The sequence below is a fragment of the Parvularcula lutaonensis genome (genome assembly GCF_014651915.1).
Taxonomy (GTDB): Bacteria; Pseudomonadota; Alphaproteobacteria; order Caulobacterales; family Parvularculaceae; genus Parvularcula; species Parvularcula lutaonensis.
This window is the reverse complement of record NZ_BMXU01000002.1, coordinates 742652-754664: the sequence shown is the minus strand read 5'-3', so window position 1 is coordinate 754664 and position 12013 is coordinate 742652. Positions and strand designations below refer to the sequence as shown.

Genomic DNA, 12013 nt, shown 5'->3' with positions numbered 1-12013 from the left:
CCTTAGACAATCTGCCAGAAACTTACGATCATCGCGCCCAGCAGGGCAAAGAAGAACAGCGAGTGGTAGACGACCCCGACAAATACGGTCGTCGCGATCGACTTGCGCCAGCTGCGATGAAACGCTCCGCGCAGGCCCATCAGGTAATAGAGCGGGACACCCACGAGGAAAGCCAGCGCGCCAGCCTCTGACGGCAGCAGGAAACCCGTCCAGATCGTCAGCGTCATCACCACGAAGGCAAAGGCGTGAGTCTGGATCGCCAGCAGCAGGTGGTCGTAGACGAGCGCGTCGCGCCCCCTGATGAACACGGTGCCCAGGACCGCCATCAGCGGCACGAAAAGCAGCAGCAGGAAGGGGATGACCTCGTTCAGCGCATTGTTGAACGCCGCGGGGTTCTGCATGGTCTGGATCAGCGCATCGCCGAGGCGCTCGCTGGTCATCTCGCGGCCAAGGAAGGTGAAGCCCTCGCCCACCGAGACGCGGGAGCGGAGCCACTCCTTCTCTTCCTCCGTATAGGTCAGGTCGTGGGCTTTGATGAGGAAGCCGCCATAGGGGACGATCTTCGGCGCGTCCTCCATCTGGGAATCGATCTCGTCAGCCTGTGCCTCGTCGATGACGCCTTCGTCGAGAAGAGCCTGGGCAACGTCGCTGCGGACGGTTTCGACATCCTCGCGAAAGTCGCCGCGGACTGTTTCGATGTCCGCTCGGAAGTCTGAAAGCGGCCCCGCTTCCCGGTCATCGCCGGCAGCATCGGCTGGCACCGTGTCGTCACGAGACCCGACCTGCGTGGCCTCTGAGTTTTCGCCATTGCCAATGGTGAGGTTCGCGATCTCCTCGTCGTCCTCGGTGACACGGAACTGGATGTTGCTCTCGGAGATGTCGGTGTCCTCGGGGACGAGCTGGAGGACGAAGATGTTCCGGTCGGTCAGCCAGAGCGTCGCGAAAAAAACGAAGGTGACGACGAAGAAGAACCTGACCGGTGGGGTGAAGGGCGAGCGCTTGCCATGGGCATACTGGTGGACGTGGCTGCCCGGCCGCGACAGGGAGCTGCGCACGGTGCGCAGGAACTTGCCGTCGAGCGCCGCGACATTGGCCACGGTCTCCCCCGCCAGCCTGACGATCGAGCGGCGGCAATCATCGTTCTTCTGGCCGCAGGCATGGCAGTAGGGCCCGAAGATCTGCTCACCGCAGGCAAGGCACGCGTTGTGCTCGGCCTGCCCGCCGCCCCCGTCCGACATGGTGGTGCTGCTCATGACCCCTGATCCTCAGTCCCGACACCAGCTTGCAGCAGAATCCGCAAGGACGCCAGTTTCGGTTCAGTCCTTGTTCTCGGGAAGCTGGATCCGCACGCCGCTGCCGCCATTGTCGGTCTGGGGCGTACTGCCCTCGGGAAGGACGATACGCACGCCATCATTGTCCCGGTAGCGCCGGCCTCCCCGGCGCCAGCGGCGGTCGCGGTAATAGGGATCGTCGTAGTAACGCCAGTAGCGGTCATCGGTGACCGGCAAACCGCGCGCGGCATTCTTTGCCGCGATTTCGCCCGCCAGATAGGCCGCCTGGTCGAAATCCGCGCCGCATTTCGATCGGAAGAAGGCAAGTCGCTTGGCCCGCCCGCCAATGGCCCAGGTATCTGTGTCCGCATCGAGGCCGCGCAGGAACCAGTCTTCATCAGCGCAGACATATGGGACCCGGCTGTCGGGACTGACGCAGGCCGCAGAAGCAAGGCAAGCGATGAGAACGAGAGAGCGGCGCATGGGACCCCCTGATAGCCTGTGCCTTCCCTCCCCCATTCCGTCGCGGGCGGCAAGCATCCCGCTCAGGATTTCCGCCCGGCATAGAGAGTTTGTCCGCAGGCGGGCGTCGGTCCTTCGGCGACGTCGTAGCCCTCAAGCAGCGTCTCGCGGACGTAAGGATCGGGGTGGTAGGCGAGGAATGTCCGGCTACCCTCGCTGACGCCGCCGCGGACAACGATCTGTCCGGCATCGTAGCGCTGACGTTCGGAAGGGCTCAGTTCCTTCGACTGCTCATCGCCGTGGACGGTGAAGATGAAGACGCCGCCGGGCTTCAGCACGCGCAACATCTCGTCGCGCCAGTCGAGATGCGCCCGTTCGGAGAGATGGGTGAAGATCGACACGGCAAAGACCACGTCGAAGCTCTCTGCCGCGAAGGGCAGCGGCGGTTTCGGCTGGTTGATGGCGAACCTGCCGCCGAGATTGTCGCGGCACCACTGGACCGAGCCCGCGTCGATATCGACGCCCGTATAGGCGTAGCGGTCGACCAGGTGCACGGCGAGGCGCCCGAGGCCGCAGCCCCATTCGAGCACCTGCGGCGCATCGACAGTGCTATGCCGCTCGATCGCCTCCGCGATTTCCTTCGCGTTCCGCGCGCCCCACTCCCGGAAGGACTGGAAGCTCGGCGTGCCATAGGTGCGCTGGACGAGCGCCGCCGGAGGAAACCGACACTCGGGGTGCTGCATCTGGTAAGCAGCGTTCGCGCTTGCATATTCGGACACGCGGCGCTGGCCATAGACCCAGTCCACGATACCAAGAAGGCCAAGCCGCCGCGCGAAGGCGACGAGCTCGGACTTGTAAGAAAATTTCGGACCCGGTCCGCTCACGGATTATCCGAGAACGTCCTTGGTCGCCTGGGCGAAGATGTCGAGGCCTTCGTCAATGATCTCATCCGAAGCGACGAGCGGCACGTGGGTGCGGATGACCTGCGCCTTCTTGCCCGCGGTCAGGGTGAGAAGGCCCAGTTCCCGCGCACGCCCCTGGATCTTCGCCGCGGCGTCGGAGTTCGGCTGCATCGGATCGCCGTCCTTGACCATTTCGACCGCAGCCATGGCGCCGACGCGGCGGACATCGCCGAACACGCCCTTGCCGACACCGTCGGCCAGCTCTTTCCAGCGGGCCTCGACTTTGGCGCCGATTTCCTCCGCACGCTGGATAAGCCCTTCTTCCTCGATCACGTCGAGGACAGCGATCCCCGCAGCACAGGCGACGGGGTTGCCGCCATAGGTCGATCCCATGCCACCCGGCGCGATCTGGTCAAAGAGGTCCGCCTTGCCGACGACTGCCGAGAGCGGGAAGCCGCCGGCGATCGACTTCGCGCAGACGAGGAAGTCCGGCTCGACGCCCGACTGCTCGATCGCGAACATGGTGCCGGTCCTCGCAAAGCCGGTCTGGACCTCGTCGGCGATGAACATGATGCCGTGCTTGTCGCAGATCTCGCGGAGGCCCTGCAGGAATTCCTTCGGCGCAGGCACGAAACCGCCTTCGCCCTGCACCGGCTCGATCAGGATCGCTGCGACATCGGAGGGCGCGATCGAGGTTTCGAAAATGTGTTGCAGGCAATTGAGCGCGCCTTGGCTCGACATGCCCTTGTATTCATGCGGGTACGGAGCGTGATAGACGTCGCCCGGAAGCGGGCCGAAGCCTTCCTTGTACGGACGGGCCTTGCCTGTGAGTGCCGTGGCGAGAAGCGTGCGGCCGTGGAAGCTGCCCTCGAAGCTGATGAGGCCCGGACGGCCCGTGATGCGGCGGGCGAACTTGCACACGTGCTCGGTGGCTTCCGAGCCCGAGTTCATGAACATCGTCTTGTAGTCGGAACGTCCGCCGCCAGCCTGCTTGACCAGCTTGTTGAGGCGCTCGGCCAGCTCGATGTAGGGCTCGTACTGAGCGACCCCGAAGCAGGTGTGGACCACCTTTTCCATCTGGTCCCGCGCGGCCTGCATCACCTTGGGGTGGTTATGGCCCACATTGAGGACGCCAATGCCCGCGATGAAGTCGATGTAGCGCTTGCCTTCGACATCCCAGAGCTCGGCTCCGCGGGCCTTCGCTGCATAGATCCCCGACTTGGACGGAAGGCCAGCGGGACATGCCGCGTTCCGGCGAGCGACCAGGAGTTCGTTGGTGGGATATTCGTTCGTGCCTGCGTCTGCCATCGGGGCCTCCTTCTTGTCCTCCATCCCCTCTGCTCCGCTTGGAAGCGGCGTTCAAGGGGTCTGGACGAAGGAGCCCCGAGGTTCTTGCGGGCCTAGAACCGGCCCCGCACCGTGAGGCGGGCATTGAGCGGTGCCGCGACCGTTGCCTGGTGGGTGCTGTGCGAGGTCGGGAAGTAGAGCTCGTCCGTCAGATTCTCGACATTGAGCTGTAGGCGGAGTTTCTCCGAAACGTCGTAATAAGCTGCGGCGTCGACCCGCGTGAAGCTCGGCAGCACCGCGCTGTTCGAGTTGTTGATGAAGCTCTCGTCCTGATAGGTCGCCCCGACACCGACACCGAATTTCTCGGTGATCTGGAAGGCGTTCCACAGCGAGAACATGTTCTCCGGCAGCTCGCGCGGGGTCAGCCCCGTCGGGCCGTTGCGATCGACGATCTCGCCATCGAGATAGCTGTAACCGCCGGAGATGTACCAGCCTTCGACGATCTCGCCCTTGAGCTGGAGCTCAAAGCCTTGCGTTTCCGACTCGATGACGTCGAGGGTCTCGGGGTCATTGTCCGCGACCTGAGGCGAGCTCTGCTCGATCTCGAACACCGCAGCGGTGAGGCTGAGATTGTCGAGAAAGTCCCATTTGATGCCCGCTTCGAGGTTCGAGAACTCATCTGGGTCAAGAGCATTGTTGTTGCCGTTGATATTGGCGAACTGCTCGCCCGAGCGCGGCAGGAAGCTCTCGGAATAGCTTGCATAGAACGACAGGTTCGACTGCGGCTTGTAGACGAGCCCCAAACGCGGCGAGACGCGCTCATCGAGACGCTCGCGGGTTTCGTTCGCCGGGACGTTGAGGACCTCGATGTCGAAGCTGTCATAACGCAGGCCAAGCACGAGGTCGAACTGCTCGGTCAGCGCGATTTCGTCTTGGGCGTAGGCCGAAAACACCGTGACATCGGCTTCGGTGTCATCATTGAGGTCCGCGGTGAAGTCGTTCGTGGTCGTCAGGCCATTCGCATTGACACCCACCCCGCCACGCAGGTTCAGCGGACGCTGGATGATGAAGAACTCCACGTCATCCTGGGTCTGGTCCCAGAAGGCATTGAACCGGTCATTGTTGTTGACCGTGTCGATATATTCGACGCCAGTGACCACCGTGTGCCCGATGCTGCCGGTCTGGAACTCGCCGATCAGGTCGCCCGACAGGATCAGGTTCTGGCGCTGGGTCGTGTCGACATAGCCATCGAGGCCGACGACGCCCGGCGCATTCGCCTCGTCATAGCTCGAGGCATAGAAGTTGGCGTAGGACTTGTCATAGTCGCCATAGAACGCGCTGAACCGGCCCTTCAGGTTGTCCGCTAACTGATGTTGCAACGTCGCGCGCCAGAGGTGGGCTTCCAGCTCCGAAGAGTTCACCTCTGGATCGCCGAAGACGATGTCCTCGAACGCCTCGACCGGGCGGCCATCCGCACCCGTCGGAATGCCGCGGTCGATGAAGCGCTGGTGGTCGACATATTCATAGGAGAGGTCGAGCGTCGTGACCGGCGAGAGCTGGAACTTCGCTGTCGGGTTGATGCCGATACGCTCGCCATCGAAGAAGTCCCGGTGGTTGTCGAGGCTTTCGTACATCGCGTTGATGCGGAAAGCGGAGTTCTCGCCCGTGTCGAAGTTCTGGTCGATCCAGAGGTCATAGGCCCCGAAGCTGTTCGCCGAGGCGCGATACTCCGTGAACTGCTCACCGATCGTGGCCTTCTTGGTCACGCGGTTGAGAATGCCGCCCGTGCCGCCGCGGCCGAAGAACAGCGCGTTCGGGCCGCGCAGGATCTCCACCTGCTCGAGGTTATAGAGCGGGCGGTAGTACTGAACGTCGTCACGTACGCCATCGATGAAGAAATCAGCCGTCGAACGGACGCCGCGGAACACGATAGCGTCGCGGTGCCCCTCGCCCTGCGAGTTCGAAACGCCGGGCGTGTAGTTGATGATCTCACCGATCGAGGTGAAGCCGCGCTGGACGATTTCGTCCGAGGTCACGATCGAGAGGCTCTGCGGGACCTCGATGATCGGGGTCGGCGTCTTCAGCGCGTTAAGCTCGTTGGTGGAGAGATACTTCGCATTGACGATGATGACGTCGGCGGCGGCGTTGGCGCTCGCCGCGGTGGCGGTAGCGGTAGCTGAAGGCTCCACGGCTGCCGATGCGAGGGCGATGGCGCTGGTGGTGACGAGAGCAGACAACATGATGGTAGCAAATCCTGCGATTGAGAACGGTTCGCAACTGCCCCACCTGCGACTGAGTGTCAACAACAATGCGAACGATTCTCAGAAGAATTTGCAACGCCGATGACAGGCCGCCGCACGGCCCGAACCGCCGGACGGGACACCGTGTTCGCGATCCAGTGACACTGTCTTGGACAACAAGGAGGCTCCGTGCTGTTCCACCGCTTCGACGACATCGACATCCCGCGCCTGGGCCTTGGCACCTGGCAACTCCAGGGGGACGACGCCTATCGCATCGTCAGCAAGGCCCTGGAGATCGGCTACCGGCATATCGACACGGCTGCAGTCTACGAGAACGAGGAAGAAGTCGGCCGCGCCATCGCCGAAAGCGGCCTCAAGCGCGAGGATATCTTCCTGACCACCAAGCTTTGGTGGAAGGACATTCGCGACGGCAAGAGTGCCGAAGCCATGGACAAGTCATTAGACCGTCTTGGCACGGACTATATCGACCTGATCCTCAACCACTGGCCGGTGCCGGGCATGGAGATCAAGCCGCAGGTCGAACCGCTGGCGGAGATCAAGAGCGCAGGCAAGGCCCGGCTGATCGGTGTCTCTAACTACACCCAGCAGCAGCTCCTCAAGGCGGTGACCGACTGCCCCGAACGCCTCGCCAATATCCAATGCGAGTACCATCCCATGCTGAACCAGGATCCGGTCCTCAAGACCGCCCGCGGCTTCGACATGCTGTTCACCAGCTATTCCCCGATTGGCCAAGGCAAGGTCCTTGCCAATCCGGCGATCAAGCGCCTTGCGGAATGGAACAAGAAAGACCCGGCCCAGATTGTCCTGCGCTGGCATTTGCAGCAGGCGAATGTCGCCGCGATCCCGAGAACATCGTCCGAAGAGCACCTGAAGTCGAACTTCGACATCTTCGACTTCGAGCTGTCCGCCGAAGACATGAAAACCGTTTACGGACTGATGCGTCCCGATGGCCGATTGATTGACCCGGACTGGGCTCCTGAGTGGGACACTGGCACAAGCGAAGCCGCCTGACGCTTCGCGGGGTTGCACCCGTAAGGCAATGGACGAACATTCGCGGCGGGAGCGGACGCTCCAGCCGTTCTTCTTCGGAGTGCACATGCGCGATAGCTTCAGCAAAACCCCTCCCCCGGAAGGCCCCCTGCTCGGCTGCAAGGACTTCGAAAGCGCCTGTATCTCGCGCCGGATCGCCCAGCCCGACGAGATCGACGAGCTCGGCCACGTCAACAATTCCGTCTATGTCCGGTGGGTGCAGGACGCTGCCGTGGGCCATTGGCAGGCGGTCGCCGACGAGGCGACGAAGGCCGCCGCGATCTGGGTCTGCTCGCGCCACGAGATCGACTACAAGGACCAAGTCCGGGAAGGTGAGGAGGTCGAACTCCGCACATGGCTTGGCACCGCCAGGGGCGCTCGCTTCTCCCGCCACTGCGATATCAGGAAGAAGGGCGCCTCCCGGCCCGCCGCCGTCTGCGAGACCCAGTGGGTGCTCCTCGACCGCGCCACGGGCCGGCCTCGCCGCGTGGAGGCGGGAACCATGGAGCTGTTCGGCCTCGACCCTGCGGACCACAGCGCCCGGTGATTGCCTGACCTCCCCCTTATGGAGTGAAGTATCCTCGTTGCTGAAGGGAGGCTCCCATGACCGAGGCATTCGAAGACCCCCGCTGGCAGGCGATCAGCGCCGTCTCGTTCGATCCCGAATGCACAGCCTTCCCGTTCTCTGCCAGACTGGCCCGCGACAATGGCTGGAGTCCGCTCTTCGCCAACCGCGTGATCGAGGAGTATCGCCGCTTTGCCTATCTCGCCGTGGTGGGCGGGCGTGAGGTCACCCCTTCAGACGAAGTCGACCAGGCCTGGCACCTTCACCTCTGCTACACCCGGCACTACTGGGGCGAGTGGAAAGAAGCTCTCGGCACGGAGCTGCACCACGGCCCCACCAAAGGCGGCAAGACGGAGAACAAGCGCTACCGGGACAATTACGACGCCACCCTTGCTCTTTACAAGGATCTTTTCGGTGAGGAAGCGCCGTCGGACATCTGGCCGGCACCTCAAGAGCGCTTCGATCGCGCGCGGCACTTCCGCCGCATCGACATGAGCGACACGCTGGTCCTCTCGAGAAGCAGGCTCGCCGCCACCGGCACCGCGGGCGCGGTCGCTGCCGGGGCGCTGGCTCTCGCCGCAGCAGCGCCGGTGCCCGGTGCCGGGGAAGGCATACCGAAAGACCTTGTTGTCATCCTCGGCATGTCCATCCTCTTCGTCCTTATCATCGCCATTGCGCTGAGAGGCGGAAAAAAGGGCGGTGGCGGCGGAGGCACCGGTTGCAGCGGAGCAAGCTCGGGCAAATCCAGCGGCGACGGCGGAGGTGATGGCGGCTCTGGCTGCGGCGGGGGCTGCGGAGGATGCGGCGGCTAGGCGCTTGCCGCCCCGCGAAGGCTCACCTATCCAACCCGGATGGCTTTTGAATCGACTTCCACCTACGTCGCCACCGATGACCTCAAGGTCGCGGTCAACGCAGCCGTTACGCTGGAGCGCCCGCTCCTCGTCAAGGGAGAGCCGGGGACCGGCAAGACCGTCCTTGCGAAGGAGGTAGCCGAAAGCCTCGGCGCACCACTGATCGAGTGGCACGTGAAGTCCACCACCAAGGCGTCTCAGGGCCTCTACGAATACGACGCCGTGGCCCGCCTGCGCGACAGCCAGCTTGGCGAGGAAAAGGCGACCGACGTCGCCAACTACATCAAGCGCGGCAAGCTGTGGGAGGCGTTCACCTCGGAGACGCGCCCGGTTCTCCTGATCGACGAGATCGACAAGGCCGATATCGAGTTCCCGAACGACCTCCTGCAGGAGCTCGATCGCATGGAGTTCTTCGTCTACGAAACCGGCGAGACGGTGAAGGCGAAGGTCCGTCCGATCATCATCATCACTTCGAACAACGAGAAAGAGCTGCCCGACGCGTTCCTGCGCCGCTGCTTCTTCCACTATATCCAGTTCCCGGATGCCGAGACGATGAAGGACATCGTCGATGTCCACTATCCCGGCATCAAGCAGGATCTCGTGCGCGAGGCGCTGACTCGCTTCTACGCCTTGCGGGAGACGCCGGGCCTCAAGAAGAAGCCGTCGACGTCAGAGCTTCTCGACTGGCTCAAGCTGCTGATGGTAGAGGATGTGGACCTCAGTGTGCTGAGGGAAAAAGACCCGCGGAAGGCCATCCCGCCGCTGCACGGCGCCCTCCTCAAGAACGAGCAGGACGTCCATCTGTTCGAGCGGCTCGCTTTCCTCGCCCGCCGCGAAGGGCAGTAGCGCCCTGCCGGATGCCAAGACAAAAAAGGCCCGCCCGAGAGATCCGGCGGGCCTTTCTTGTGTGGACCACCAGGCACCCAGGATGACGCCCGGTGCTTCCTGACTAGCGAAGCTTCTTCGCGATGCCTTCCATCGTGTCGCTGAGCGCCGCGACACGTTTCTCAGCCACCGCATCGTCCGATGACGGAGAAAGCTCTTTGGCCAGCCCGGCGATCTGGGCCGCGAGTTCGCGGTCCTTGGTGCCGTTCTCCATCGCCTGCTTGGCGAGCTTCATCAGCGCCACGGCGTCGGAGTGTTGCGCTTCGGCGAGGCCGCCGTCCCGCTCCAGCTGGTCGAGATAGGCCATGGCGACGACCGGGTGGTCGGGCCAGGTGACGGGGAATTGCTGCTGCGGGTTGAAGGTGCCGCCCATGTCGGCCATCTCCGCCGCCGCGATCTCGTTCTCCGTCAGGAACTCGGACGGCGTGAGCTCGAGGACATCGAGGCCACGGATGATCTCGGTGCCGTAGATCTTGCCGCCATACCAGTAGGTGGACCAGTACCCGCCGATCACCATGCGCTCGTCATGGATAGGGCCACGGTCGAAGAAGGCGATCTCCTTCGGGTTCTTCGTGTCGGTGAAGTCGATCACCGAGAGGCCGCCCTGGTACCACGCCTGGGCGAAAATATCGCGACCGGGGACCGGGACGACAGAACCGTTATGCGCGACGCAGTTCTCCTGCTCGGATTGCGGAGCGTCGATCTTGTAGTAGCTCGCGAATTCGAGCTTGCCGTCATTGATCTCGTAGAACGCATCAGCGCCCCAGTTCTTGGGATCCGACGCGCGGCAGCGCGGCTGCGTCCCGCCGCCCCATTCGTCCGTGAACAGGACCTTCGTCCCGTCGTTGTTGAAGGTCGCCGAGTGCCAGTAGGCGAAACCTTCGTCCGAGACATCGTCAATCCGCTTGGGGTTCAACGGGTCGGAGATATCGAGGATGATGCCGTTGCCCGAGCACGCACCCGCGGCCAGCTCGAGAGACGGAAACACGGTGATATCGTGGCACTGGTTCGTCTCGGAGGTCCGCTGGGTGCCCTCGCCATGGTCGCCGCCCTGCCACAGGCCTGCGATCCGTCCCTCGTCATCGGCGAAAACACGGGGGCTGGAAGTGATCCGTGCACGGCTGGGATTGCGGACGGGGATCTCGATCACGTCGATCGAGAAATAGGCCGTCCGGTCATCGCCCGGCACGTAGCCGACGCAGCCTTCGAGTTCTTCCTCGTCCCGCGCACCGGCGGTGCCGGAATTGTAGACCACGATGCGACGACGGTCGGCGGAGACCACCGAATGGGTGTGCGAGCCGCGGCAGGTCTGGACCTGCCCCACCTGCTTGGGTTGCTCGAGGTCCGAGATGTCGAAGATCCTGAGCCCCCGGAACCGGTCCTTGCTGACGTCCTCACTGATGCCTTCAAGGCCGCAGTCGACCCGGCCACGGGTCTGCTCCACGGACATGATGAGCAGGTCGCCGACGATCGACACGTCGCCCTGCCCGCCGGGACAGACGACGGAGCTCACTAGGGTCGGGACGCCATCCTCGCCGAGCTTGTAAATGTTGAAGCCGTGATAATTGCCCGCGACGAGAATATCGTCCTGGAACGCCATATCCGTGTTCCAGAAGCTGAGCAGCGGCCAGCGCTCGCCCCATTCGGTCTTGGCATCGGTGCCGTCTTCGTTCTCGCGGCTATCGTCCTCTTCGCTCGGCTCAGGCTCCTTCACCGGAGGAAGGTTCGATGGGTTCTCGGGATCGAAGAAGCCGCGCGGCTTCGGCAGCGATGCGACGAGCTTCACGTTCATCGCAGCCTCGCCTGCGTCGCGGAAACCCGCCGACAGGCCCACGCGGGGATCCGTCGAAAGCTGCGAGAGCACGCCGTTCATCCGCGTGATTTCCGCCTTCTGGTCGTTCACCACATCGCTGATGAAATCGTAGAGCACCGGATCATAGGCCGAGCCAGGCTTCGCCAGCAGGTCGTTCACCATGCGGACCGCGCCTTCATGGTGCGGGATCATCAGGGTCAGGAACTTCCGGTCGAACTCCGTCCCCTCGAGCGTCGCCAGCTCTTCCATGTCCTCCTCGGACGCCATACCCATAGCCGCGTGGTCCATGTGCATGCCATCGCCGTGCATCATCTCGACAGGCTCACCGCGATCCTCAAGCCAGGTCTTCATGAAGGCGATCTCGTCAGCCTGGGACTTCTTGATGCGCCCGGCGATGTCGAGGATGTCTTCATTGTTTGTGCGATCGTCGACCAGCACGGCCATATCCACCGCCTGCTGATGATGAGGGATCATCATCTGCATGAACATGACGTCGTCCTTGGTGTAGCTCGTATCGGCAATCTTCACCGCGTCTTCGGCCGAGAGCTCGCGAACGTCCTGGCCGGGGGCGCCGGGCTGGACAATCGGTGCGTCCTGAGCCTGGGCGATGGCAAACAGGCTGGTGGCTGCGAGCAGCGATGCTGCACAATGAAGGTGGCGAGATGCTTTCACGAGGGGAACTCCTTC

Annotated in this window: 10 protein-coding genes; 4 read left to right on the top strand and 6 right to left on the bottom strand. The window is 63.2% G+C overall.

Annotated features, from left to right (window positions below):
• Window positions 1-2: 2 nt before the first annotated feature.
• The 5 genes from IE053_RS12015 to IE053_RS11995 all read right to left on the bottom strand — a co-directional run bounded on the left by IE053_RS12015 (window position 3) and on the right by IE053_RS11995 (window position 6162).
• On the bottom strand, window positions 3-1253 hold the full coding sequence (locus IE053_RS12015) for a DUF3667 domain-containing protein (protein ID WP_189576296.1): 1251 nt from the start codon (window positions 1251-1253) through the stop codon (window positions 3-5).
• A gap of 63 nt (window positions 1254-1316) precedes the next feature.
• Complete coding sequence (locus IE053_RS12010) at window positions 1317-1754, bottom strand: hypothetical protein (RefSeq protein ID WP_189576294.1); 438 nt, start codon at window positions 1752-1754, stop codon at window positions 1317-1319.
• A 62-nt stretch (window positions 1755-1816) separates the two neighbouring features.
• Entirely contained in the window at window positions 1817-2617 is an 801-nt protein-coding gene (locus tag IE053_RS12005) for a class I SAM-dependent methyltransferase (RefSeq protein WP_189576292.1), read from the bottom strand.
• A gap of 3 nt (window positions 2618-2620) precedes the next feature.
• Complete coding sequence (locus IE053_RS12000) at window positions 2621-3943, bottom strand: aspartate aminotransferase family protein (RefSeq protein ID WP_189576290.1); 1323 nt, start codon at window positions 3941-3943, stop codon at window positions 2621-2623.
• Between the two features lie 92 nt (window positions 3944-4035).
• Entirely contained in the window at window positions 4036-6162 is a 2127-nt protein-coding gene (locus IE053_RS11995; protein ID WP_189576288.1) for a TonB-dependent receptor, read from the bottom strand.
• Between the two features lie 189 nt (window positions 6163-6351).
• Between IE053_RS11995 and IE053_RS11990 the strand changes: the two genes are divergently transcribed.
• From IE053_RS11990 to IE053_RS11975, 4 genes are read left to right on the top strand one after another with little or no spacing between them, the layout of a single operon-like run.
• Window positions 6352-7194 (top strand): aldo/keto reductase, encoded by an 843-nt coding sequence (locus IE053_RS11990; protein ID WP_189576286.1) that lies wholly within the window; start codon window positions 6352-6354, stop codon window positions 7192-7194.
• A 28-nt stretch (window positions 7195-7222) separates the two neighbouring features.
• Window positions 7223-7759: an acyl-CoA thioesterase gene (locus IE053_RS11985; RefSeq protein ID WP_229786207.1), complete on the top strand. Its 537-nt coding sequence runs from the start codon at window positions 7223-7225 to the stop codon at window positions 7757-7759.
• A gap of 56 nt (window positions 7760-7815) precedes the next feature.
• Window positions 7816-8589, top strand: a complete 774-nt coding sequence (locus IE053_RS11980) for a glycine-rich domain-containing protein (RefSeq protein WP_189576284.1) — start codon at window positions 7816-7818, stop codon at window positions 8587-8589.
• A 39-nt stretch (window positions 8590-8628) separates the two neighbouring features.
• Window positions 8629-9474, top strand: a complete 846-nt coding sequence (locus IE053_RS11975; RefSeq protein ID WP_189576282.1) for an AAA family ATPase — start codon at window positions 8629-8631, stop codon at window positions 9472-9474.
• Window positions 9475-9577: 103 nt separating this feature from the next.
• Here IE053_RS11975 and IE053_RS11970 read toward each other — a convergent pair whose 3' ends face one another.
• Complete coding sequence (locus IE053_RS11970; protein WP_189576280.1) at window positions 9578-11998, bottom strand: DUF305 domain-containing protein; 2421 nt, start codon at window positions 11996-11998, stop codon at window positions 9578-9580.
• Between the last annotated feature and the right edge of the window lie 15 nt (window positions 11999-12013).